Origin of the sequence: Novosphingobium sp. PY1, assembly GCF_017312445.1 — a bacterium.
GTDB lineage: Bacteria > Pseudomonadota > Alphaproteobacteria > Sphingomonadales > Sphingomonadaceae > Novosphingobium.
Window position 1 is genome coordinate 635,728 of sequence record NZ_BLTI01000004.1, and the last position, 24,124, is coordinate 659,851.

At 63.6% G+C, this 24,124-nt stretch carries 18 protein-coding genes and 1 tRNA gene; 14 read left to right on the top strand and 5 right to left on the bottom strand.

Annotation, left to right across the window (positions count from 1 at the left end):
• Positions 1-80 precede the first annotated feature (80 nt).
• The 11 genes from J3474_RS22950 to J3474_RS07080 all read left to right on the top strand — a co-directional run bounded on the left by J3474_RS22950 (position 81) and on the right by J3474_RS07080 (position 11,684).
• On the top strand, positions 81-1,910 hold the full coding sequence (locus J3474_RS22950; protein WP_305798458.1) for a tetratricopeptide repeat protein: 1,830 nt from the start codon (positions 81-83) through the stop codon (positions 1,908-1,910).
• A 196-nt stretch (positions 1,911-2,106) separates the two neighbouring features.
• Positions 2,107-2,625 (top strand): YbjN domain-containing protein, encoded by a 519-nt coding sequence (locus tag J3474_RS07035; protein ID WP_138921304.1) that lies wholly within the window; start codon positions 2,107-2,109, stop codon positions 2,623-2,625.
• Positions 2,626-2,743: 118 nt separating this feature from the next.
• Positions 2,744-3,565, top strand: a complete 822-nt coding sequence (locus J3474_RS07040; RefSeq protein ID WP_207093524.1) for a pyrroline-5-carboxylate reductase — start codon at positions 2,744-2,746, stop codon at positions 3,563-3,565.
• Between the two features lie 145 nt (positions 3,566-3,710).
• Positions 3,711-4,451, top strand: a complete 741-nt coding sequence (locus J3474_RS07045; protein WP_007012052.1) for a Bax inhibitor-1/YccA family protein — start codon at positions 3,711-3,713, stop codon at positions 4,449-4,451.
• 141 nt (positions 4,452-4,592) lie between these two features.
• Positions 4,593-5,345: a hypothetical protein gene (locus J3474_RS07050; RefSeq protein WP_242528226.1), complete on the top strand. Its 753-nt coding sequence runs from the start codon at positions 4,593-4,595 to the stop codon at positions 5,343-5,345.
• A gap of 129 nt (positions 5,346-5,474) precedes the next feature.
• Positions 5,475-5,550 (top strand) — tRNA-Ala (locus J3474_RS07055).
• 167 nt (positions 5,551-5,717) lie between these two features.
• On the top strand, positions 5,718-6,773 hold the full coding sequence (gene obgE, locus J3474_RS07060) for a GTPase ObgE (protein ID WP_207093525.1): 1,056 nt from the start codon (positions 5,718-5,720) through the stop codon (positions 6,771-6,773).
• 11 nt (positions 6,774-6,784) lie between these two features.
• A complete protein-coding gene (locus J3474_RS07065; RefSeq protein WP_376706514.1) occupies positions 6,785-7,267 on the top strand; it encodes a GNAT family N-acetyltransferase in 483 nt (160 codons plus the stop codon).
• 106 nt (positions 7,268-7,373) lie between these two features.
• Positions 7,374-8,504, top strand: a complete 1,131-nt coding sequence (gene proB, locus J3474_RS07070; protein WP_013832114.1) for a glutamate 5-kinase — start codon at positions 7,374-7,376, stop codon at positions 8,502-8,504.
• Complete coding sequence (locus J3474_RS07075; RefSeq protein WP_207093527.1) at positions 8,501-9,436, top strand: NAD(P)-dependent oxidoreductase; 936 nt, start codon at positions 8,501-8,503, stop codon at positions 9,434-9,436. The genes proB and J3474_RS07075 overlap by 4 nt, the downstream gene beginning before the upstream one ends.
• 397 nt (positions 9,437-9,833) lie before the next feature.
• A complete protein-coding gene (locus J3474_RS07080) occupies positions 9,834-11,684 on the top strand; it encodes a methyl-accepting chemotaxis protein (RefSeq protein WP_207093528.1) in 1,851 nt (616 codons plus the stop codon).
• Positions 11,685-11,799: 115 nt separating this feature from the next.
• Here J3474_RS07080 and J3474_RS07085 read toward each other — a convergent pair whose 3' ends face one another.
• The 5 genes from J3474_RS07085 to J3474_RS07105 all read right to left on the bottom strand — a co-directional run bounded on the left by J3474_RS07085 (position 11,800) and on the right by J3474_RS07105 (position 17,741).
• A complete protein-coding gene (locus J3474_RS07085; RefSeq protein WP_242528227.1) occupies positions 11,800-12,324 on the bottom strand; it encodes an aminoacyl-tRNA deacylase in 525 nt (174 codons plus the stop codon).
• Between the two features lie 187 nt (positions 12,325-12,511).
• Positions 12,512-12,730, bottom strand: a complete 219-nt coding sequence (locus J3474_RS07090) for a hypothetical protein (protein ID WP_007012043.1) — start codon at positions 12,728-12,730, stop codon at positions 12,512-12,514.
• A 186-nt stretch (positions 12,731-12,916) separates the two neighbouring features.
• The gene (locus J3474_RS07095) at positions 12,917-14,455 is read right to left on the bottom strand and encodes a SpoVR family protein (RefSeq protein WP_207093529.1); all 1,539 of its coding nucleotides are present in this window, start codon (positions 14,453-14,455) and stop codon (positions 12,917-12,919) included.
• Positions 14,452-15,762, bottom strand: a complete 1,311-nt coding sequence (locus tag J3474_RS07100; protein WP_013832119.1) for a YeaH/YhbH family protein — start codon at positions 15,760-15,762, stop codon at positions 14,452-14,454. The genes J3474_RS07095 and J3474_RS07100 overlap by 4 nt, the downstream gene beginning before the upstream one ends.
• Before the next feature lie 35 nt (positions 15,763-15,797).
• Positions 15,798-17,741, bottom strand: coding sequence for a PrkA family serine protein kinase (locus tag J3474_RS07105; protein WP_013832120.1), 1,944 nt, complete (start codon positions 17,739-17,741; stop codon positions 15,798-15,800).
• Positions 17,742-18,338: 597 nt separating this feature from the next.
• On the opposite strand from J3474_RS07105, the gene J3474_RS07110 reads away from it, so the two are divergent.
• From J3474_RS07110 to J3474_RS07120, 3 genes are all read left to right on the top strand, one after another.
• Positions 18,339-19,832 carry a globin-coupled sensor protein gene (locus J3474_RS07110; RefSeq protein WP_207093530.1) on the top strand — a complete coding sequence of 498 codons (1,494 nt, stop codon included), beginning with the start codon at positions 18,339-18,341 and terminating at the stop codon, positions 19,830-19,832.
• Positions 19,833-20,515: 683 nt separating this feature from the next.
• Positions 20,516-22,690, top strand: a complete 2,175-nt coding sequence (locus J3474_RS07115; RefSeq protein ID WP_207093531.1) for a polysaccharide biosynthesis tyrosine autokinase — start codon at positions 20,516-20,518, stop codon at positions 22,688-22,690.
• Positions 22,691-22,722: 32 nt separating this feature from the next.
• The gene (locus J3474_RS07120; RefSeq protein ID WP_207093532.1) at positions 22,723-24,120 is read left to right on the top strand and encodes an O-antigen ligase family protein; all 1,398 of its coding nucleotides are present in this window, start codon (positions 22,723-22,725) and stop codon (positions 24,118-24,120) included.
• The last annotated feature ends 4 nt before the right edge of the window (positions 24,121-24,124 follow it).

A 24,124-nucleotide genomic window follows, 5' to 3' on the forward strand; every position in this document is an offset into this window, starting at 1 on the left:
TTCATTTGACGGCGCATAAGCACGCTATTCGACAGTGCGCGAACGCGTTTCTTGCCGTCGCGATAGAGGTATTCAGGATCTTGCGGTTTGAGCTGAGGGTTTCGCGGTTCCTGGCAGGCGTGGGCCTCGCCGCCTTCTCGTTTGTTCCCGCCGCCGCATCGGCCCAGAGTGCCCCGGTCGTTTCACGGCCCATCGTCCAGGCGATCCCCAGCGTCGATCCCCAGAAGCTCAGCGATGCGCTGACCCGGCTCGGCCGTGACCCGCGCGACGTCAACGCGCTGATGGATGCCGCCGATGCCGCGCGCGCGCTGGGTGACTATGACGCCTCGATCGGCTTCTATCGCCGCGCGGAAGACCTTTCTCCGAACAATGCACGGATCAAGTCGGGCCTGGCGAGCGCGCTGGTCCTGAGCGGCGATCCGGTCGCGGCTATTCCGGTCTTTGCCGAGGCAGAGCGGGCAGGGGCCAGAGCCAGCGACATCGCCTCCGACCGCGGCCTTGCCTTCGACCTCGTCGGCGACAATGCGACGGCCCAGCGCTACTACATCGGCGCGCTCAATGGTTCGGGCGACGACGAGGCGCGGCTGCGCTATGCCGTCAGCCAGGCCATCGCGGGCGACGTCGAGGCGGCGCAGCAGACGCTGATGCCGTTGCTGCGCAAGCAGGACAAGCCGGGTTGGCGCACCCGTGCCTTCACGCTGGCAATCGTCGGCGACACCAAGGAGGCGGTCGACCTTGCGAACCGTATCCTGCCTGCGCCCCTGGCACAGAACGTGGCGCCGTACTTGCGCTACATGCCGCGCCTGACCAAGGCCCAGCAGGCTGCGGCGGCCAACCTCGGAAAATTCCCCAAGGCATCGGAAATCGGCCGCGACGATCCGCGCATCGCTTCCTACAAACCGGTGCAGCTGGCTGCCGCGATGCCAGCCGCCGCCATGGCGCAGGCGCCAGCCTATTCGGACAAGGCGAGCCGGCAGAAGGCCGCCAAAGCACAGGCCGAACAGGTCAGGCGCGAGGCCGAAGTCAACGAGAACCGGCGCAAGGCCGCGCTCGCCTCGGCCTCGGCGGACCGCGTTGCGCCGCCGGATCCCAAACCGGCGATCGAGCGCGAAATGGGTGAGTTGCCGCCGCGCGATGCCAATGGCGAACTGCCGCCGGTGAACGCGGGTTCGGCGCGTCAGGCGGCAACAGCAGCAAGCATGGCCCGCGCCGCGCCCACTCCGGCACCCACTCCGGCACCGGTTCGTGCGTCCGCTGAGGCACCTGCACCGGCACCCGTGACCACGCCGCCGCCGCGGCCTGCGGCTTCGACGTCGGGCAACTTCGATTTGGCCAGGATCGGCGGTTCGGCATCGCCACCGCCGCCTGCCAGTCCTTCGTCTGTGCCTGTCGTTGCCACTTCCGCTTCGTCCCTGACATCCAGACCAGTGGCGGAAGCGCCGCCTGAGCCGGGGCCAAGCCAGCTTTCGCTTTCGGAGATCTTCGCCGATCTGGGCAAGCCTACGGCGCAGGCCATGCCCGCCTCCGGCGCAGTCGATATCCGCAAGATCATTCCGGCCAAGCCCAAGCCCAAGGAAGAGCCGAAGCCTGCTCCCAAGCCGGAGAAGCCGGCGCCGCCGCCTCCGCCGGCGCATCCGAGCCGGATCTGGGTGCAGATCGGCGTCGGCCGCGACAAGAGCGCCATCGCCTTCGACTGGCGGCGCCATCTGCGTGAGACGCCGGAGCTGTTCAAGGGGCGCAAGCCTTATGTCAGCGAAATGGGCCGGACCAACCGCATCCTCGTCGGTCCGTTCGAGACCAGCAAGGCGGCGAACGAGTTCGCTGCCGATGTCCGCAAGGCAGACGTCGCGAATGCCTTGCCCTGGACGAGTCCGGCAGGCCAGGTCGTGGACGAATTGCCGGCCAAGTGATGGTGTTCGGGGTAAACTAAACACCGATCAGGCGAAGTAATTTTCCGGATGGTTGGTAGGTGCCGTTAATCTTCGGTTTAGCCTTATCCACATCATGTAAACAGGCTTGTGCAGTTTTGCGCAGGCGTTTCGGTCTCCCGCATTGTGCTGCCCCGGGCAAGCAAGACATCCATGCTCCAGATATCTCGGAGGATGAATGTCAGGATTTATGAGAACGGTGCAGGACGAGATGGGCAGTGAGGACGAAGCCGCTCCGGTGGAGATGCTCGCCTGCCTTTTCGAAGCCCGCGACTGGCCATTCGAACACACCTCCGACGACGAGATCTCGGCGGAAGTGAAAGGGAGCTGGGCGACCTACCAGATCCAGGCGGTCTGGCGCCGCGAGGACCGGGTGCTCCAGCTCCTGTGCCTGCCCGACATCCGGGTGACCGATGCCAAGCGCGCAGCGGTTTACGAGGCACTGGCGATGATCAACGAACAGCTTTGGGTCGGCCATTTCGATGTCTGGTCCAACGGCAGCGTCGTGCTCTACCGCCACGGCCTGATGCTGGGCGAGGACGGCCTGCTCGGCCCCGGGCAGGCGCAGATGGTGGTCGAGGCGGCGATCGAGGAGTGCGATCGCTTCTATCCGGTCTTCCAGTTCATCCTGTGGGGCGACAAGACCCCCTCCGAAGCGCTTGCGGCAGCGCTCGTCGACGCGGCCGGAGAAGCCTGATCGGTTGATAACGGCGGATCGGGATGGTCCGCTTGAAAACCGCGCTTTGGGCCTTGGCAGGAATTGGGAGCGCGCCTAGTTGAAGCGGCAATTCAAGCCGTTCCCTACAGGAGAAGACATGGAACGCTTTCAGAACATCCTGCTGGTTGGCTGCGGCAACATGGCCGGTGCCATGCTCGACGGATGGCTGGCAGGCGGTATCCCGGCCTCGCGCTTCACGGTTGTCGATCCCTATCGCAAGGCCGTGCCGCAAGGCGTGACCCTGCTGCGCGAGCTGCCGGAGGGGCGCTTCGATGCCGTGATGCTGGGGGTAAAACCCCAGGGCCTCGACGATCTTGCCCCCTCGCTGGCGCCCTCGGTCGGCGCGCAGACGGTGCTCTTTTCCATTCTTGCCGGCGTCGAGTTCGACAGCCTTGCCGCGCGCTTTCCCGATGCGGGTGCGATTGTGCGGATCATGCCGAACCTTGCGGCGGCCATCGGCAAGTCGCCCATCGCCCTCGATTCCCGCGGGCTCGACGACCAGGGGCGCGATGCCGTCACGGCGTTCATGCAGCCGCTTGGCACGCCGGAATGGCTGGCAGGAGAAGAGCTGTTCGACGCCGTGACCGCGCTTGCAGGTTGTGGTCCGGCCTTCGTTTATCGCTTCATCGACTCCCTCGCGGCAGGGGCGACTGCCCTGGGCCTCGATGCGAGGCAGTCCCAGCGCCTCGCGATCGCGATGGTAGAAGGCGCCGCGCAGCTTGCCGCCGGGCAGGCTGCGGCTCAGCCGCCGGTCTCGCCGGGCGAGCTGGCCGACATGGTGGCGAGCCCGGGTGGCTCGACCCGGGCGGGCATGAACGTGCTCGATGCTGACGAGGCGCTGGCCAGGGTGATCGCCTCGGCCATGGAAGCATCGCGCGACCGCAATGCTGAAATGGCGGCCGAAGCGCGCAAGGCTTGAGCGATGCCGGGGCTTGCATCTCCGATCGATACACTTTGACACAATCCGCGGCGTCCGGTTTTTCTTGAATAATGGGCCCCGGGCGCCGATATTCATTGTGTAACCGGCCACGGCATTGTGCGCGCGCCGGGAAAGGGAGTTAGAAATGGCGAATTGGAACGACCCCCAGCCCCGCTCGGGCTTCGGTGCGTCTCCGAGCCTTGACGGACGCACGGCTGGCCAGGCCACCTATGACATGGGCCTGCGCCGTCACATGCTTTCGATCTACAACTACATGGCTTCCGGCGTTCTGCTGTCGGGGATCGTGGCGATGCTTTTCGCTTCGTCCGGCATGGCCGTGCAATTGCTGTCGAGCCCGCTCAAGTGGGTAGTCATGCTGGCACCGCTCGGCTTCGTCATGGCCATGAACTTCGGCGTGAACAGGATGAAGACCTCGACGCTGCAGATGCTCTACTGGGGCTTCTGCGTGGTCATGGGTCTTTCGCTCTCGGCGATCTTCCTGGTCTTCACCGCCAGCTCGATCGCGACGACGTTCTTCGCGACCGCGGCTGCCTTCGCTGGTCTCAGCCTCTTCGGCTATACCACGAAGAAGGATCTTTCGGGCTTCGGCACGTTCCTGATCATGGGCGTGGTTGGCATCCTCGTTGCGATGGTGATCAACCTGTTCGTCGGGTCGACGGTGCTGCAGCTGGCGATTTCGGTCCTCGGCGTGCTGATCTTCGCCGGCCTGACTGCCTACGACACCCAGATGCTGAAGAACCAGTACTACCAACTGCGTGGGACTGAATTCATCGGCAAGGCGGTCGTGCTCGGTGCGTTGAGCCTCTACCTGGACTTCATCAACATGTTCCAGTTCCTGCTCTCGTTCCTCGGCCAGAGGGACTGATCCAGGCGGACATGGCGGTTCGTCCCGCTTGCGGGGCGAGTAATCCACAGTCCAGGCAGGCATTGCTATCATGCCCGGTGCGGTTCGTCGCACCGGGCATTTCTTTTGCCGCGGGCTGGAGATAGGATTCCGGCCGTTCTGATGGAGTTTTACAGGGTGGAAGACCACAAGATGAAAGGACTTGCTCGCCGCGTGCCGTTGCTGGCCGGCTCGGTCCTGGCCGTAACGATCGCAGTCCTTTCCGGCTGCTCGACCCCGCCGCCACCGCCGCCGCCACCGCCACCGGTCGTGGTCATCCCGCCCAAGCCGACGCCGCCGATGGGCGCGCCGGAGCACATGACGGTTCCGGCTGCCGACGCGAACGGCGTGCGCCATACGGTGAACTCGGGAATCTCGACGCCTCAGGCGGTGTGGAACCTGCGTTCGGCCTACAACGTGGCCGCACTCAATTGCGTCGAAGCGCAGTACCTGCCGATCCTCGAAGGCTACAAGCGCTTCCTCAAGGTCTACGCAAAGCCGCTCAATACCGCGAACCGCGAGATCGATCGAAGCTTCCAGACCCAGCACAAGGGGCGTGAAGCGATCAAGGCGCGTGAAAGCTACCAGACGCAGGTCTACAATTTCTTCTCGCTGCCGCCGGTCGATGCCAACTTCTGCCAGGCGGCCATGGACCTGACGACCGAGCTGGAAACCGTGGACCCGAGCCAGTTCGAGACTTACGCCTATACCGGCCTTGCCAAGATGGAAGCGCCGTTCAAGTCGTTCTTCGACAGCTACGAGCAGTACCGGGCCGATCTGGCCGCATGGGAAGCGCGCTACGGCAATGGCAATATTACCGTGCGCCCCACTTTCGAGCAGCAGGCGCAGGCTGGCTCGCAAGTGCTGCAGCAGTAACCTGATTGCGGGAATGCGCGAGGTGGGCGGAAAATCCGCCTCGCGCATTTTTGCTCTTTCATGGTCGGGTTCTCTTCGCTAAGGGAGCCGCTCGCGTGGCGGCAGTCCGCTATGCGCGATTGCTGGAACGGGGCCGTAGCTCAGCTGGGAGAGCGCGTCGTTCGCAATGACGAGGTCAGGGGTTCGATCCCCCTCGGCTCCACCAGTAATTGAAGATTTGCGCTGGTCCGGAAGGCTTCCGGATCTCACCCGGTCGGGCGCGGCCGGGTTTTTTGTTTGAGTGCCGGATTGGCTTGGTCCATCACCGGCATTGTTCGGGCAGGGCTGTTCCTTGCGTGAACGGACCCACGAGCGAGACCGCCGGAAACCACGATGCATTTTCTCGACCAGGCCAAGATCTACATCCGTTCGGGCGCAGGCGGCCCGGGTGCGGTCAGCTTCCGGCGCGAAAAGTACGTTGAGTACGGCGGCCCCGACGGCGGCAACGGCGGCAAGGGCGGCGACGTCATCTTCGAAGCGGTTGCCGGCCTCAACACGCTGATCGACTTTCGCTACACCCAGCACTTCAAGGCCCCGCGCGGCGGCCATGGCATGGGCAAGAACCGCAATGGCGCGGCCGGCAAGGACCTGGTGGTCAAGGTTCCGGTCGGCACGCAGATCATTGCCGACGAGGATCGCGAGACGGTGCTGGCCGACCTGACCGAGGCGGGCCAGCGCGTGACCCTGCTCGAAGGCGGCATGGGCGGCCGGGGCAACGCCAGCTACAAGACCAGCACCAACCGCGCCCCGCGCCAGCACCAGCCCGGCATCCCGGCCGAAGAGCTGTGGGTCTGGCTGCGCCTCAAGCTTCTGGCCGATGTCGGCCTGGTCGGCATGCCCAATGCAGGCAAGTCGACCTTCATCAACAAGCTGTCGAACACCAAGGCCAAGGTCGGCGACTATGCCTTCACCACGCTGCGGCCGCAGCTGGGCGTGGTCACCCACAAGCACCGCGAATTCGTGCTGGCCGACATTCCGGGCCTGATCGCGGGCGCTGCCGACGGCGCCGGGATCGGCGACCGTTTTCTCGGCCACATCGAGCGCTGCCGTGTGCTCGTCCACCTCATCGACATTTCCAGCACCGACCCGGTCGAGGCGATGCAGGTCGTGGAGGAAGAGCTGGAGGCCTACGGAGGCGGGCTCGAGGACAAGCCGCGCCTCGTGGCCCTAAACAAGATCGACCTGGTCGATGACGAACTGGCGCGGGAATACGCCAGGGAGCTGCTCAAGGGCGGCGCCGACGAGGTCTTCCCGATTTCCGGCGCGACCGGCAAGGGCATGTCGAAGCTGCTCGACGCGGTGATCGAGTACCTGCCTGCCGCGACTGTCACCGAACGTCCCGAAGGCGAGCAGGAAGAGTCCGAGGAAAAGCCCTGGTCGCCGATCTGACCGATGGGCACTTGACGCTCAGGCGGGCGGTGCCCGGTGATGCGGATGCGATCGCGCAGATCATCCTGCCGGTTATCGCTGCCGGAGAGACTTACGCGCTCGAAGCGCACATGACGCGGGAGGCTGCGCTGGCCTACTGGATGGGGCCGGACCGGCAGACCTTCGTTGCCGAGCAAGGCGGCGAAATCCTCGGGACCTACTACTTTCGCGCCAACCAGGCCGGCGGCGGCGGGCATGTCTGCAATTGCGGCTACATGACGCGGGCCTCGGCGAGCGGCAGGGGCGTGGCGCGCCGCATGTGTGAGCACTCGCTCGCCCATGCACGCGAGCAGGGCTTCCGTGCGATGCAGTTCAATTTCGTGGTGAGCACCAATGTGCGCGCCGTCGGCCTTTGGCATTCGTTGGGTTTCGAGACGGTCGGCCGCCTTCCGCGCGCCTTCGCCCATCCCCGGCAGGGGCTGGTCGATGCCCTTGTGATGTACCGCGAGCTTTGAGGATGGGCCTTTACTTCCATCCGTTGCTCAAACAGGACGATCCGCGTACCTGATTGCAAGCGGACGCTTTTCAGGGCGCCGCAATTCTCCTAGAGGCTCGGCTCCGATGCCCATTTCCCGCCTGTTCGATCTTTCAGACAAGTCCCATGCGCCTCGCCTCGTTCTCAAGGTGGGATCGGCGCTGCTTGTCGGGAAGCAAGGCGTGCGGCGCGAATGGCTGACGGGCCTCGTCGCCGAAATCGCCGCGGCGCGCGCGCGTGGCCAGCAGGTGATCGTTGTTTCCTCGGGCGCGATCGCGCTGGGTGCGGCGACGCTGGGCCTCGACAAGGGCGGTCGCGGCTCGCTGGCCGACGCGCAGGCCGCGGCTGCGGTCGGGCAGATCGCGCTTTCGGGGCTATGGGCCGAACTGCTCGGCAGCCATGGCCTCACTGCCGCGCAGATGCTGCTGACGCTGGAGGACCTTGAGGATCGCCGCCGTTATCTCAACGTCACCGCCACGCTCACGCGCCTGCTGGATGCCGGGGCGGTGCCGGTGATCAACGAGAACGATTCGGTCGCCACCAACGAGATCCGCTTCGGTGACAACGACCGCCTCGCCGCGCGCGTGGCGCAGGCGGCGCAGGCAAGTGCAGTCCTGCTGCTCTCCGACATCGATGGCCTGTACGATCGCCACCCGAAGGAGCCGGGCGCGAAGATGATCCCGGTGGTGGAGGGCGTGACGGCCGAAGTCCACGCCATGGCCAGCGCGGAATCGAATTCCGGCATGGGCTCGGGCGGCATGATCTCGAAGCTGCAGGCGGCCGAGATCGCCGAACTGGCCGGGATCGCATTGGTCATCGGCAACGGGCAGCATGACCGACCGGTGGCGCGGATTGTCGACGAAGGCGTGGGCACGCTGTTCCTGCCGCGGCGCAAGGCCGGCGCGCGCAAGGCCTGGCTGGGCGGTCGCCTGCGCCTCAAGGGCAGCATCATCGTCGACGATGGCGCGGCGGCGGCGCTGCTGCGCGGATCGAGCCTGCTCGCCAAGGGCATCACCGGGGTGAGCGGCGCTTTCCTGCGCGGCGATCCGGTGGCGATCGAGGACGGGCAGGGCCGGGTTCTGGCCCACGGCCTGTCGGAATACGACGCGGCCGAATGTGAGCAGATCCGCGGCCATCATTCGAGCGAGCAGGCCGACATTCTCGGCTATGCGCCGCGTTCCTCCGTGGTCCATCGCGACCAGCTGGTGCTGAAATGACCGCAAGTGCATTCGAACAGCGGCCTCTGGTTGCGCTGACCGGCGCGACCGGTTTCGTCGGGCAGGCAGTGCTCGATGCAGCGACAGCCCAGGGTTACGAGGTCGTAGCACTCACCCGGCGCGAGCAGGCACCGCGCCAGCACGTGCGCTGGATCAGGGGCGAGTTGTCGGACACCGCCTCGCTTTCCGAACTGACGCGCGGCGTCGAGGCGACGATCCACGTGGCGGGCGTCGTCAATGCCCCCGATGCCGAAGGGTTCGAGCTAGGCAACGTCACCGGCACGCTCAACCTCATCGAGACGGTCGTGGCCAAGGGGATCCCGCGCTTCGTCTATGTCTCGTCGCTGAGCGCGCGCGAACCGAAGCTATCGGCTTATGGAGCGTCGAAGGCGCGGGCGGAGAAGCTGGTCCGGGCAAGCCCGCTGGACTGGACGATAGTGCGCCCTCCCGCGATCTACGGGCCGCGCGACAGGGAGATGTTCGAACTCTTCCGGGCGGCGCGCTGGGGCGTGCTTCCGATGCCTTCGGCGGGACGCGCCTCGATGATCCACGTCGAGGACCTTGCTCGCCTGCTCGTGGCGCTTGTTCCCGGCGGTGAAGAAGTGACCGGCAAGCTGTTCGAACCCGATGACGGCAAGCAGGATGGCTGGGAGCACCACGAGATGGGCCTCGCCATCGGCTGGGCCATGGGCAAGCGTCCGCGCATCTGGGGCATGTCGCGCACGGCGCTGGAGCGGGTGGCGAAGCTCGACCACTTCCTGCGCGGGACCAAGGCCAAGATGACGCCGGACCGCGCCGCCTATTTCAGCCATCCGGACTGGGTGGTCGGCAGTAAGGGGCGCGTTCCGTCCTCGATCTGGTCGCCGCAGATCGAAACGCGCGAGGGCCTGAAGGCAACCGCGCAATGGTACCGCGACAACAAGTGGCTATGACGTCCTGAGCGCGGGGGGTGGCGGCGCAGCGATTCGTATCGCTCCGCCGTGCAACGGTGTCTTCTTTGCAAACTCTGTAAAAGTATGAGCCTTTGTCGGATGGCAAGGTGTCTGCGCACTGGCAATCCGTTTATCTGGTGCTCAGTGAATCGCGGACGCCGCAGGCATGCCGCCGCCCCGTGGAATCCCCGTAATCCCGGCCTTGGCCTCGTGCGAGCGGTCGATCAGGTGACGGAAAAAGCCTGAATTTCAGCGTTACGAATCTGAAATGCCTGATCCGGTCTAACCCCTAGATTTCATACAGCCCCATTTTCACGGGGTCGCGACTAGAGCCGAATGTGAGCCGTCTCTCCGCGAAGACGGCAAATTGCACGGGTCCACAGAAAGGGATTTAGGAATGGCGTTCGGTTCCGGGCCGGGTACGAGTTGGTTGCGCCGGCAATCGATCAACCGCAGGCTGACGATTCAATCGATAACGGCGGGCGTGCTTTCGCTCTGCCTCATTGCAACGATAGTGGTAGGATCGGGACTTTCGCTCGCCACCAGCAAGAAAGACGACAAGACCTCCGAGCAGGCGCTTTCCGCGGCCCTGTTGGAAAAGGACTTCGCGTCCCTTGAGCGTGACGTGTTCCGTCACGCCGCGATCGGCACCGAGCAGACCCAAAAGGACTGGGAAAGCAATGCCGAAGACCTGAAGGAGTCGATCCGCAATGCACAGGCCAACCTCGACGGCGAGGAAGCCAAGCATGCCGGTGACGTAGAGGCGAAGGCCGATGCCTATATCGATGCGGTCGCCTCCACTTTTGCCGCGGGCCCGGCGACGCCGGAAGGCCTCGATCGCATCGGCGAGCTGGGCAGCGCCGTGGACGACGGGATCGAACAGATTCGTGAGCCGGTGATCCAGCGCAGCGAAGTGCTGAATGAGCAGCAGCGCACCGTCACCTTCTGGGTGCTGGTTCTCTCCTCGCTCATCGCTTTCGGCGCCGGTTTGATTTCCTACCTGTTGGCCCGTGCGATCCGCACCAGCATCAGCGAGGAACTTGGCGCGGTGCGAGATTCGATTGCTGAAATCGAAGCAGGGCGCCTCAACGGCCAGATCGAGCATCTCGAGCGTCAGGACGAAATCGGCGAATTGGCCCGTGCGGCTGCGCGCCTGCGCGATACCGTCAAGGCCAAGGAGCGCAGCGATGCAGAGGCGCGCGACATGATCGAGCATGTCGGCGAAAACCTGGGTCGTCTTGCCAGCGGTGACCTCACTATCGAAGTTCCGGAACTGGGCGCGTCCTATGCCGCGCTGCGTGCGGACTTCAACAAGACGGTGGTGCGCCTGCGCGAAGCCATGCAGTCGGTGTCGCGCTCGACCCATGCGATCCGCACCGGTTCGATGGAAATCAGCCAGGCTTCCGACGATCTGGCCCAGCGCACCGAACATCACGCCAGTGAGATCGGTACGGCCGCAGGTGCGGTGAGCGAACTGTCGCGTGCCCTGCAGGACACCGCGCAGAGTGCTGCCGAAGCGCATCGCGGGGTCGATGCCGCGGTCAACGAAGCGCGCCGTGGCGGCGAGGTCGTCGGCCAGGCCGTTGGCGCGATGGAGCAGATCGAGAAGTCGACGGCCGAGATCGGCAACATCATCGCCGTCATCGACTCGATTGCCTTCCAGACCAACCTCCTTGCCCTCAACGCGGGCGTCGAGGCGGCGCGTGCGGGCGATGCGGGCAAGGGCTTCGCGGTCGTTGCCAACGAGGTTCGCGGGCTTGCCCAGCGCTCCGCCGAGGCGGCCAAGGACGTACGCACGCTGATCGAGACCAGCTCGTCGCAGGTTGCGGTTGGCGTGGACATGGTACGCCGCACCGGCGAGGCGCTCGATTCGATCATTGCGCGCATCGACAACACCACCGAAGTCGTCACCCGGATCAGCAATGCCTCGTCCGAGCAATCGGAAAAGCTGCGCCAGACCAACGACACCATCAGCCAGATGGACGTCGTCACCCAGCAGAATGCCGCGATGGTCGAGGAATCGACCGCCGCCGCGCGCAGCCTGGCGACCGAGGCGGACAACCTGGCCGAACTCGTCGGCACGTTCCGTATCGGCGATGCCAGCGTGGTCTCGTTCAAGGCATCGGAAGGCAGGTCCAGCCCCGCTCGCGCGGCCACCCCGGCACCGCGACGGGCAAGCGCTCCGATGACCGTGGGCAACACCGCCGTCGCCCAGGTCGTTGACGACGCGGACTGGTCCGAGTTCTAGGAATACGAGCGGTGGCCGAAGACGGTCACCGGTCGGTCTCCTGCGCCCCATCCTGCGACCCGGCAGGGTGGGGCGTTTCGTTTGTGGCGCAGCCTTGCCGCCTCACAGCTTCGGTTCAGATGGCGAAGGCGCAGTGGCGTGCCTCGCTCATCATGCGCAGCCAGTCGGTGCCTTCGATGGCGATGAGAGTACGGTGGTCGCCGCCCTCGAAGTAGATCTCGTCATCCTCGTGCAGGCGTCTGTCGAGCAGGTCGTCGTCGATGACGAAGTCCAGCCCATAGGCCTCGCCCATTGGCGGGATTGCGCCGAATTCGCAGTCGGGAAAGCTCATGGCCGCCTCGGCTTCGCTCAGCAGCCTGACATCGCAGCCGAGGTTGGCACCCAGTCGGTCGAGATCGACATGGCGGGAGGACGGCAGCACCGCCAGCACGTAATCGTCGCCGGCGCGCATCATCACACCCTTGGCCACGTTCTTGCCAGAGACGTGGGCAGCATGCGCGGCCCGACCCGAAGCGAACGTGCGCGAGTGGGGGATCTCGTCGTAGCTCGTGCCGCAAGACCTGAGATATTTGCGTAAGTTGGGTGAGATGGCCATGGCGTCCTCCTGCGTGTCGCGGAAGCGCGGGGGCGGCCTGATCATAGCTGGTACGGCAAACGGGGGCAGGGGGCCGTACGAAGCGCCAGGTCGGACCAGCGCTTTCCATGCAGCACAATAACAAAATCCGCCGATTCGGCCAATCAGAGCCTGGCGTGAAAAAGGCACGCGCCAACCCGGCCGGGGTGGCCGGGCACGGCGTCAGGCTATGTGAGCTGGTCGGCCTGGCGGCTCAGGCGCGCGCGCCGACGGGAATCGCCGCTTCGAGAACGGGACCCCGTGCGATGGGCGTTTCCGTCATCTCGATACCGGTACGTTCAGCCTTGCGTCGATAGGCGGCTGCCATTGCGCGGTGCATCTTGCGGGCTTCCGGGTCTGCCGTGGAATTGGCAAGCCCATCGTGCATCTGTGCGCGCTCAATATATTCGGCCGACGAAAGATTACTTTCCATTCGTCATCCTCCGGATCCATCATTACCGCCCGGGCGTCACTCGTAAGTCGAACGAGGGCGGACACGCCGGAACTCAAGCGGCATTACGCCTGCGCGATCTTTCCGGCAACTTAAAAAAGGCAAGTTACGCCACAATTGCCCCGATGGAAACCGATACCGCTACATTTGATCGCTTCTAAGGCGCGCCTAGTAGAATATTCCAGGGCGGGGGTCGATTGCATAACTGTTAAGTGTCTTTCTGTCAGCGGCGTCAACTTCGGTGAGGATCACCTGATACCCCCACAAGTCGGCAAGGTGCTGCAGGACCTGCCGCGCTTCCTCGCGCTGAAGCAGGACGCGGTCGCGCACGTTGTGCTCGAGCATCAGCTTGCGGTCGCTGTCGAAGTCGACGTCGACGATCTGGATGTCGGGATCGATGCCGGCGACGTCATGGTGCCGCGCCAGAGTGCGCCGGATCTCCTGATAGCCCTGTTCGTCGTGAATGGCCGCCACCTCGACTTCTTCGTCCTTCTCGCGGTCGTCCAGCTTGAACAGGCGCCACTTCCGGATCAGGTGCGGGCTGAGGAACTGGGCGATGAAGCTTTCGTCCCGGTAATTGGCCCAGGCGTCCTTGAGGACGTTCAGGGGGTCGCCGCAGCCGGCGAATTCCGCAAACCACCTGCGGTCCTCGTCCGAGGGATCGCGGCAGATCCGTTCGATGTCCTCCATGATCCCGAAGCCCAGCGCGTAGGGGTTGTGGCCCGAGTAGTGACCTGAATCGTACGTCGGCTGATAGAGCACGTTCGAATGCGAATGCAGGAATTCGAGGAAGGCCCCTTCGGTGATCTGTCCGGTTTCGTGAAGCCGCTTGAGAATGTTGTAATGGACCCAGACCGCGCAGCCCTCGTTCATCACCTTGGTCTGGCGCTGCGGATAGAAGTACTGGGCGATCAGGCGGACGATGCGCAGGATTTCCCGCTGCCAGCCGCGCAGGCGCGGCGCGCTCTTCTCAAGGAAGTAGAGTAGGTTTTCCTGCGGCAGGCCGAGTGACTTCTGGCGCATGTCACGCGATTCACGGTGCGTCGGCTTCTTGTTGGGCAGGGTGCGCCACAAGGCGTTGTAGTTCGATTCCTCATAGGCACGCCGTTCCTCCTCGCGCCGTCTTTCGGCATTGAGGTTGAGCGGTGCCGCGCGCGGATAGCGGTGGATGCCTTGCTGCATCAGGGCATGGGCGGAATCGAGAACCCGCTCGACTTCGGCCTGACCGTGGCGTTCCTCGCAGCGGGCGATGTAGTGGCGGGCGAACTCCAGGTAGTCGAGGATGCCTTCCGCATCGGTCCATTGCCTGAACACGTAGTTGTTCTTGAAGAAGTGATTGTGGCCGAAGGCGGCATGGGCGATCACCAGCGTCTGCATCGTCGCGCTGTTCTCTTCCATGACGTAGCTGATGCACGGGTCCGAATTGATCACCAGTTCATAGGCGAGCCCGCGCAGGCCCTTGCGGTACAGCAGGTCGTTGGCGAGGAACTGCTTCCCGAACGACCAGTGCTTGTAGAAGATCGGCATGCCGGTGGAGGCATAGGCATCGAGCATCTGTTCCGAAGTGATGACTTCGATGCGGTTGGGATAGACGTTGAGGTCCAGCTCGCCGATGGCGATGGTCTCGCAGGCGTCGTAGATGCGCTGGAGCGTGTCGAAGTTCCAGTCGCTTCCGGAGTAGAGCAAGGTGGAGGCAGGCGCGTTCATGAGGCGCGCGCCGTGGCACTTCGGCGGCTGAACAGGTCGCGGAACACGGGGTAGATATCCTTGCGTGAATGGACCCGGCGCATCGCGAACTTGCCGCCGGAACCGCCGATCTCGGCATAGGCCTGCCACAGGTTCGTCGCGCGTTCTTCGCCCGTGACGCCGCTGGAGGGCGGGTTGGAGACTTCGAGATAGGCCGCGTATTGCACGATTGGCAGGATCTCGTCGCGCATCAGCGCCGTGGTCTGCGGATTGTCGCGGGTGAAATTGTCTCCGTCCGAGGCCTGCGCAAGGTAGATGTTCCAGTCGAGTGGAGAGTAGCGGTCCTTTACCACGGCCAGCATCTCCTCGAGCGCGGAAGAGACGCGCGTGCCGCCGGTTTCGGTGCTGTAGAAGAAGGTCTCCTCGTCCACCTCCTGCGCCGAATCCGTGTGACGGATGAAGACGATCTCGACGTGGCGGTAGCAGCGGGTGACGAAGAGGTAGAGGAGGATGAAGAAGATCTTCGCCAGCTCCTTCATGTGCTCGTTCATCGATCCCGAAACGTCCATCAGGCAGAAGATGACGGCCTGGGAAATCGGCCTGCGTTCCTGCTCGAAGCGGCGATAACGCAAGTCGATCGGGTCGATGTAGGAGATCAGCGTCCGGCGCCGGTTGAGAACCACCAGCCGTTCGCGCAGTGCATCGAGCGTGGCGCGATCCTTCTCTGTAGGGCGGGTCTTTGCCTCGAGCCGGGCGATATCCTTTTCCAGCTCCTCGATCTCCGCCGTGGTCGGGCGCCGCAGGGCTAGCCGGCGCGACATCGCGTTGCGCATCGTGCGCGGGACCGAGAGCGAAGAAGGCGATCCCGACGTCGTATAGCCTGCGCGGCGGATGTCGAAGGAATCGCTGCCGGTCAGCCGCCGCTTGGCGAGGTCGGGGAGCTCCAGGTCTTCCAGGAACAGGTCGAGGAATTCCTCGCGGCTGAGGACGAAGCGGAACTCGTCTTCGCCATCGCCGGTGCCTGCCTCGTCGCCGCCGCCACCGCTGCCGCCCGGGGGGCGCTTGATCCGGTCGCCGGTGCGAAAGACCCGGTTGCCGGGAAGAACGTGATCGCGGTTGCCGCTGTGGCTGTCGCGGCGGAAAGTCGGTTCGTTGATGCCGCCGGTCTTGATGCTGACTTCGCCTTCGCTCTCAACTTCCCGGATCTTGCGCGAGGTCAGAGAGTCCCGGACCGCACCGCGCACGGAATCGCGCGCGCGACGCAGGAAACGCTGGCGATTGACCAGGCTCTTGCCGCGTGGGTTGAGGCGTCTGTCTATGATATGCATGTCGGGTCAGCACACCTCCTTCGCTCCCGCTCCCGCTACTCCGCCTGCTTGACGCGCATGTACCATTCGACGAGGCGCCGGACCTGGCGGGGCGTGTAGCCGCGTTCGACGAGGCGGGTGACGAACTCGTCGTGCTTGCGCTCGGTCTCGCTGTCCCGCTTCGACGAGAAGCCGATGACCGGCAGCAGGTCCTCGACCTGGCTGAACATGCGCTTCTCGATCACTTCGCGGATCTTCTCGTAGGAATTCCACTTCGGATTGCGGCCATTGTTGTTCGCCCGCATGCGCAGAGCGAACTTGACCACCTCGTTGCGGAAGTCCTTGGGGTTGGCGATCCCGGCGGGCTTCTCGATCCGGGTCAGCTCCTGGTTGATGACGTCGCGGTCCAGCATCTGACCGGTGTCCGGATCCTTGAAGTCGAGATCCTCGATCCAGGCATCGGCATAGGCGACATAGCGGTCGAACAGGTTCTGCCCGTAGTCCTCGTAGGATTCCAGGTAGGCCTTCTGGATCTCGTTGCCGATGAATTCGGCAAAGCGCGGCGCCAGTTCGCCCTTGATGAATTCCAGGTACTGGGCCTCGGTTTCGGCCGGGAGCTGTTCTTGCCGCACCATCGATTCCAGCACGTACATCAAGTGCACCGGATCGGCGGCGATCTCTTCGGTGTCGTGGTTGAAGGTGGCCGCCAGCGCCTTGAAGGCAAAGCGCGTGGACATGCCGTTCATGCCTTCGTTGACCCCGGCGTTGTCCTTGTATTCCTGCATCGTCTTGGCGTGCGGATCGATGTCGCGCAGCATCTCGCCGTTGTAGATGCGCATCTTCGAATAGATACTGCTGTTCTCCGGCGCCTTGAGCCGGGTCAGCACCGAAAAGCGCGCCAGCATGTCGAGCGTGCCTGGTGCGCAGGGCGCTTCGGCCAGCTGGGAATTCTGGAGCAGCTTCTCGTAGATCTTCCGCTCTTCGTCGATGCGCAGGCAATAGGGAACCTGGATCACGTAGATGCGGTCGATGAAGGCTTCATTGTTGCGGTTGTTCTTGAAGTTCTGCCATTCGGATTCGTTCGAGTGGGCCAGGATCACACCCGAGAAGGGAATTGCGCCGATATTCTCGGTGCCGATATAGTTGCCTTCCTGCGTTGCCGTCAGCAGCGGGTGCAACATCTTGATCGGGGCCTTGAACATCTCGACGAATTCGAGAACGCCCTGGTTGGCGCGGTTGAGCCCGCCCGAGTAACTGTAGGCGTCCGGATCGTTCTGCGAGAGCAGTTCGAGCTTGCGGATGTCGACCTTGCCGACCAGCGAGGAGATGTCCTGGTTGTTTTCGTCGCCCGGCTCGGTCTTGGAAATGGCGATCTGGCGCACGCGCGACGGCATCATCTTCGCTACCGTGAAACGGGAGACATCGCCCCCGAACTCGTCGAGCCGCTTGCGCGCCCATGGGCTCATCAGGCGGGAGAGGTAGCGCCGCGGGACGCCGTAGGTTTCCTCGATTTCCGGGCCGTCGATGTCCGGATCAAAAATCGCCAACGGGCTTTCGAACACCGGGCTCACTTCGTCGCCGGCCTTGAGCACGTAGATCGGATAGGCTTCCATGAGCGCCTTGATTCTCTCGGCGATGGAGGACTTGCCGCCGCCGACCGGGCCGAGCAGGTAGAGGATCTGCTTCTGCTCCTCGAGCCCCTGCGAGGCATGGCGGAAGAACGACACGATGCGTTCGATCGTGTCTTCCATGCCGTAGAATTCGGAGAAGCTGGGATAGACCCGGATCGTCCGGTTCATGAAGATGCGGCCGAGCCTTGCATCCTTGGCGGTATCGACGAGTTCCGGCTCGCCGATCGCTGCCAGCAGACGCTCTGCCGAGCCTGCATAGAGCATGGGGTCATCGCGACATTTGCTCAGGTATTGCTCCAGCGTCCACTCGGTTTCCCGGTGTGCTTCGTAAGAGCGCATGAACTTCGAAAAGAGATCATTCGTGGCCATCGAGAATACCTCTCCTGCCCCAGCTTTTCAGAATCGAAGAGTAACAAATTTAGCCTTTGTGTACCAGTAATTAGATGTGGTGCCGGGGTGTCTCTGAGGGGCCGGAGCTGCCCTTGCTGCACGGTGCAAGCCAGTGAAACTCGGCCATTCCCGCGGCCCGTCGGGGGTGTTTTCGGCTTTCCAAATAGTTGTGGAAACTATTTCTGCGGGCCTGCAAATATACATTCCTCCGATGTAATCGGGCCGTTTCTCGTGCCGAATCACCGGGCCGTCATATGCTGCCTCGAAAGGCTCGAGAGGCATCGCTGAGTCGCTTCCAGGAGTATGTCGGCAATCGGGGCGGCGATACCAACGCCATGATTTCGTATGCCACACAGGCAGACGCGAAGAATTCCTTAACCACGTTCAGGCAGGCTTTTTTTCAAGCATCACAGCGCATTGGGCGTGCTTGACCCTTTCCCGCGTTCAGCATTGGCATCGGCCATATCTGGTCAATTGCTCGGGGGTCACGCAATGCGATGCTAACGAATGTACGCCAAGCAAAGCATCCGAGATGCGCGACACCGTGCCGCGGCGATGACTGGAGATGCATTTACCATGGCGAACGAGAAGGCTTACAAGTGCCGTGACTTCGCACAGCTCGATGGCGAGAACTACGCCAGCTATCCTGCGATCAAGGCGATCGTGGAGAAGCACGCGCCCAAGGCGCTCGAGAAGCTTTATGCGCGCATCGCCACGGACGAGCAGGCCAGCAGCCTGCTGCCCAACCAGCAGATCCGCGATCACGCGGCCAGCGCCCAGCTTGCGCACTGGAAGGCGCTCTTTTCGCACCGCTTCGACGACGAGCAGGTACAGCGCTCGGAGAAGATCGGGCGCGTTCACTCGGAAGTCGGCCTGGACCCTTCGTTCTATATCGGCGGCTATGCTCTCGTTCTCGAGGAAATGATCGAGCGGGCGATGACATCGGGCCTGCACAATCCGCTCAGCGCGCGCAAGACCGGCAAGACGATCGCGACCCTGGTGAAAGTCGCCCTCGTCGACATGGAGGCCGCGATGTCGGCTTATTTCCGCGAAGAAGAGCGGGCTCGGCGCGCCGTCATCGCGTCGATGGGCGAGGCCCTCCAGGCGATGAAGGACGGCAACCTGCAGGCGCAGCTTTCCGACCTGCCCGAGGAATACCAGGAAATCACCCATGATTTCCACGAGATGCGCCGCGAATTGAGCTCGATCATCGTCGACATTTCGGACGCGGCCGGAAACATCGACACCGGCTCGCGTGAAATCAGTGCGGCCGCCAACGATCTGGCCGATCGCACCGAGCGTTCGGCCGCCGGTATCTCGCGCACCGCCGAAGTGATGAGCGAGGTCAACCTGGGCATCCAGTCGACCGTGTCGAGCGTCAAGCGCGTCAATGAATCCATTGCCGAGGTCGACAACCAGGCCGTGGCCGGTGGGCAGATCGTCACCGACGCGATCGGCGCCATGGACAAGATCAAGCACTCGTCCGAGGAGATCGGCCAGATCAGCGAAGTGATCGAGAACATCGCGTTCCAGATCAACCTGCTGGCGCTCAACGCCCGGGTCGAAGCCGCGCGCGCCGGAGAGGCTGGCAAGGGCTTTGCGGTCGTTGCCAGCGAAGTCGGTGCCCTGGCGCATCGCACCAGCGATTCCGCCAAGAGCATCAAGGAACTCATCTCCAAGTCGAATGGCGATGTCCTGGCAGGAGTCGATCTCGTGGCGCAGACCAAGTCCGCGCTCGAAGTGATCATTTCGCGGCTCGCCGTCGCCCGCAGCGAGGCGCGCGACATCGCCACAAGCGCCTCGACCCAGGCCGACAGCCTGCAGGAGATCAACGACGAGGTGCAGCGCATGGAGACCTCGACGCAGCAGAACGCGGCGATGGTCGAGGAATCGAATGCGGCCACCCGCACGCTTTCGCAGGAGGCCAGCCGCCTGACCGAGATCGTCGGCCGCTTCCGCCTCGAGAGGCGCAGCAAGGTTCACGATGAGAACGATAGTGCCGTGCAGGCCTTCGTGGCGCAGGAGCATGCCGAGAACGAGGGCCTCGCGCTGCACCGTCGCTACGGTTGATGGCATCGAGCGCCGCCGCTCAAAGAGCTTTCCGCTTCGTCGGTCGAGTGTAGTGCGTGTGCCTCGACAATTCGGTATTACCCCGAGGGGCTGTTACGCGAAGCATCGGGATTAATCGGGGTATACTAGGGCCTTAGCGACCACTTCGCCGCGCCCGTTACAGGCATGGCCCATGGCGGTCGGTGGGGGTCAGATCCCGCGCTGCAATGACCGCCCGTCTCCGTTCGCCAGAGGGATGTCCTACTCCAGCCCGAAGCCGGATCCTGTCGCCGGCCGGTCGCGGATTCCTGCGGTATTTTCGGAGGTTATATATCGGATAGATGAGTTCTCCGGGCGCGCGCGTCGCACAGTGCACCTTGGCCGGGGTGTGCATTCCGCAATTGCATGGCGGACCGCTGACGTCACGCCCGGGCGCATGTTCCTTTTGGGTTAGTGCCTCGGCAACATGATCGGGAAGCTTCCCTACTGCAGGCCGCGCGTTTCGCACGCCCCAACGAGCACCCGCTTGCTGCACTGCGGAATTGCTGATTTAATGCCGTCAGGCAATGCGTTGCCGGGTCGCTTGAAACAGCTAGCACTTAAGCGATCAGAATAGCCAAAGATTGCAGCTTCGAACGGGCGGAACCATTCGCCACTTCGTGAGATTTGACTTTTCTGTTGCGCATGACCCCGGGAATGCTCTGATGTACGCCAGACCACAGCCACTTGCCAAATATCAGCCTCGCCCCGATGCGCCCGTAGATCAGGGTGCATTGATCGATTTGCGCGCCTTCATGCAGGTCCTGCGGCGGCGCAAGAAGCTGGTCATGATTGTCAGCCTGATTGTTTTCGCGATCGTCGCTGCAATCTACTTCATGATCCCGCCGCGCTATGTCGCGACTACGACTGTGGCGCTGGAGCGTGGGGCTGAACAGGTCCTCAAGGTCGATCAGGTCGTGCCCAACGTCGATCCGGACTCCGCTTCGGTCGATACCGAAGTGGAGGTGCTCAAGTCTCCCGAACTTGCGGGCGAGGTCGTCGACAAGCTCCATCTCACCAAGGATCCGGAGTTCAATCCCTCCTTGCGCGATGGCGAGGAGGCGCCGGTCGAAACGCAGCGCAACTGGGCAATCGCCCAACTGCTCAGCAATCTGGGCGTAAAGCGCAACGGCTTCTCCTACGCGATCGACATCAATTACCAGTCGGAATCGCCCGCTACGGCGGCGAAGGTCGCCAATACGCTGGCGCAGACCTACATCGACAACCAGAAGGAATCGAAGGCCGGCGCGACCAGCCGGGCCAGTACCTTCCTCGAAAAGCAGCTCGAGAAGATGCGCGGGCAGGTTGAAAGTGCCGAGGCTGACGTGGCCCGCTACCGCGCGCAGCATGGATTGTTCGACATCGGTCAGAACAGCAGTGTGACGCAGGCGGAACTTTCCAGCCTCAACGGTCAGCTGGCGCAGTTGCGGGCCGATCAGGCCGAAGCCGACGCCCGCCTGTCCACGGCCAGGGCGCAGCTTGCGCGCGGCAGCAACGGGCAGGAGCTGGGCGAGTCCCTCGATTCCCCGGTGGTCAGCAACTTGCGTGCCCAGCGCGCCAAGCTGAGCGGCCGCGTCGCTTCGCTGCGCCAGCAGTTCGGTCCGAAGTATCCCGAGCTTGCTGCAGCCAAACAGGAACTGGCCGACATCGACGAGCAGATCGAGTCCGAAGTCAGGCGCATCGTCGCCAACCTGAGCAACGAAGCTAATGCAGCGCATCAGCGGACGGCTTCGATCCAGGGCTCGCTGAGCCGTGCGGAAGGCACGCTGGCAAGCGACAATGCGGCGTCGGTCGGCCTGTCTGAGCTGGAGCGCAAGGCGGAGTCCGCTCGCACGCTCTATCTCACGCTGCTTGACCGCTACAAGCAGACCCAGGCGCAGAAGGGTCTGGAGCGCAGCAATTCCTACATCGTCGCCCTGGCACGCGTCCCGGGCATGCCGGCTTTCCCGAACGTGATCGTCTTCGCCCTCATCGGCCTGATCGGTGCCATGGCCACGTCGACTGTCGTCGTCGCCGTCATGCAGCTGCTCGACCGGGGCGTGGAAACGACCAGCAACCTGGAAAAGCGGCTGGGCGTCACCGTGCTCAACTCCATTCCGGACACCAAGCACCTGCCCGAGCTGGCAGACCTGAGCGAGCCGATCCATCCGACGCAGCTCGTGGTCGAGCGCCCGCAATCCTCGTTCGCGGAAGCCTTCCGCTGGTTGCAGACCTCGATTCAGATCAGCCAGCCCAAGCGCGGCCCGGTGGTCGTGGCCGTGACGTCCGCGCTGCCCAGCGAAGGCAAGACGACCGTTGCCCTCTCGCTGGCGCGTTCCGCGGCGATGGCGGGCAAGCGGGCCGTCCTCGTCGATTGCGACTTGCGGCGCCGGGTATCCAATCCGGGCTCGGGCTTCGAGGGCTCGATTGGCCTGCGCGCGCTGCTGGCGAACGAGGGCGAGCTGAACCAGGCGCTCTACGTCGATCCGGAAACGGGCCTGTTCATCCTTCCGCGTCGCAACGACGAGCAGCATATCCAGCCCTTCGCCGATACGCAGGAGTTCGCCGATATCATCGCGGCCCTGCGCGCGCAGTTCGACTTCATCGTCCTCGACACCCCGCCTGTCCTCACGATCGATGACAGCCGCTCGATCGCGGCCAAGGCGGACAGCACGATCCTGATGGTGCGTTGGCGCAAGACGCCGATACGCGCAGCCGAACTGGCGCTTCGCCAGCTTGAGACGGTGGGCGCGAACGTGATCGGTGCGAGCCTCTCGATGGTCGACGTTTCGGCACAGGCCAGCATCGGCTACGAGGATGCCAGCTACTATTACGGTGCGTACAAGACCTATTATGCGTGAGCCTGATCGGGTTCGAGAAGAAATGAATCGGCATGGATGAACTGGGCGCCACCGGTCCGCATTTCGGACTGCCCATCCTGGTGCCGGCAACGCTGGTACTGGTGATCATCGCGATATTGGCGGGCCGCCGCATCCATGGCCTGCCGGGGCGGTTCCTGTTCCTGGCCATCTGGCTGCGCATGATTCTGGGTGCCTACCACGTCTACATGTTCCAGCCGATGTTCGCAGGGATGTCCGGCAATGCGCTGGTGTCCATCCTCATCACCGGGCTGGCCTTCCTGGTCATCCGGCCATCGCATCTGGCGCTCAAGGTCCTGGTGCCGACCTACCTGATCATGTTCCTGGTCGCGATTAGCGGGGCGCTCAATTCCGACATTCCGGGCGTGATGACGGTGACAGTCAAGTACGGCTACTTCGTCGTGCTGCTGATTGCGACCTTCGAGGCCTTGCGGCAGGACCGCGATCAGACGCTGATGCCGCTGATGATCTGGGCCTTTTCACCCTTGCTGCTGTTCCAGTGGCTGTCGGTTGCGCTCAACTTGCCCAAGGGGTCGGAAATGGCGGACGGGCTGGTGTGGATTGGCGGCTATAACCACGAGGCCGCCTTCTCCGTCGCGCTCCTGCTCGCCTTCCTCGTGGGCTGTTTCGCGCATCGCCTTAACCCGTTCATCCGTCTGGCTTACCTGGCCCTGGTCGCTGTCGGTATCTTCCTTGCCGGTTACCGCACGACGCTGATGGCTTCGGTTCCGCTGGTGGCGACGGTGTTCTGGGCCTCGATCACCCAGCACGTCAGTCCGACCCAGCGCCGGGTCGTGGCGGCAACGGCACTGGTCGTGGCGTTCGTGGCAGTTCTGGCCGTGGCGGTGATCAATTACGACCGCTTCATCGATCTCGGCACCTTCCTCAGCAATCCCGATGCGCTGATCAAGCCGCCGCGGGAATTCACGCAGGTCGAACGCCAGATCCTTTCTGCCCGCCCGTTGATCTGGAGCGAATACATATTCGCCTACAAGGATGGCACGCCGTTGCAGCACCTGTTCGGGTTCGGACCGGAATCATGGTCCAAGGGCTTCGACGTCTACCCGCACAACACGATCATCGGCACGCTTTACGAGCTGGGCGCCGTCGGCGTGTTCGCCATGCTCCTGTTCTGGGCGACGATGGCGGTCACCGCGCTGCGCGCGCGCAGCAATGACCTGCCGATGCTGATAGCGGCCCATCTCAGCTTTCTCATCCTGAACATGGGCACGATGCCGTTCTGGCAGCTGGAAGGCCTGGCGCTCTATGCCGTGCTGTGCGGCTATACGCTGTTCAGCGCCCGCGCACCGACTTATGACTGGTCCGATCCCTATGTCGAGGAAGAAGAGCCGGTGACCGTGTACTTCCCGGTGGGCGAGGAACGTTACGGGCGCCCATACCGCTTCAGCTGACGGA

Coding starts and splice junctions, on each gene's coding strand:
- J3474_RS07110 (WP_207093530.1), top strand. CDS start 18,339: ATGGCGAACGAGAAGGCTTACAAGTGCCGTGACTTCGCACAGCTCGAT.
- J3474_RS07120 (WP_207093532.1), top strand. CDS start 22,723: ATGGATGAACTGGGCGCCACCGGTCCGCATTTCGGACTGCCCATCCTG.
- J3474_RS07090 (WP_007012043.1), bottom strand. CDS start 12,730: ATGGAAAGTAATCTTTCGTCGGCCGAATATATTGAGCGCGCACAGATG.
- J3474_RS07035 (WP_138921304.1), top strand. CDS start 2,107: ATGTCAGGATTTATGAGAACGGTGCAGGACGAGATGGGCAGTGAGGAC.
- J3474_RS07085 (WP_242528227.1), bottom strand. CDS start 12,324: ATGATCAGGCCGCCCCCGCGCTTCCGCGACACGCAGGAGGACGCCATG.
- obgE (WP_207093525.1), top strand. CDS start 5,718: ATGCATTTTCTCGACCAGGCCAAGATCTACATCCGTTCGGGCGCAGGC.
- J3474_RS07095 (WP_207093529.1), bottom strand. CDS start 14,455: ATGAACGCGCCTGCCTCCACCTTGCTCTACTCCGGAAGCGACTGGAAC.
- J3474_RS07115 (WP_207093531.1), top strand. CDS start 20,516: ATGTACGCCAGACCACAGCCACTTGCCAAATATCAGCCTCGCCCCGAT.
- J3474_RS07075 (WP_207093527.1), top strand. CDS start 8,501: ATGACCGCAAGTGCATTCGAACAGCGGCCTCTGGTTGCGCTGACCGGC.
- J3474_RS07050 (WP_242528226.1), top strand. CDS start 4,593: ATGGAGTTTTACAGGGTGGAAGACCACAAGATGAAAGGACTTGCTCGC.
- J3474_RS07040 (WP_207093524.1), top strand. CDS start 2,744: ATGGAACGCTTTCAGAACATCCTGCTGGTTGGCTGCGGCAACATGGCC.
- J3474_RS07100 (WP_013832119.1), bottom strand. CDS start 15,762: ATGCATATCATAGACAGACGCCTCAACCCACGCGGCAAGAGCCTGGTC.
- J3474_RS07045 (WP_007012052.1), top strand. CDS start 3,711: ATGGCGAATTGGAACGACCCCCAGCCCCGCTCGGGCTTCGGTGCGTCT.
- proB (WP_013832114.1), top strand. CDS start 7,374: ATGCCCATTTCCCGCCTGTTCGATCTTTCAGACAAGTCCCATGCGCCT.
- J3474_RS07080 (WP_207093528.1), top strand. CDS start 9,834: ATGGCGTTCGGTTCCGGGCCGGGTACGAGTTGGTTGCGCCGGCAATCG.
- J3474_RS07105 (WP_013832120.1), bottom strand. CDS start 17,741: ATGGCCACGAATGATCTCTTTTCGAAGTTCATGCGCTCTTACGAAGCA.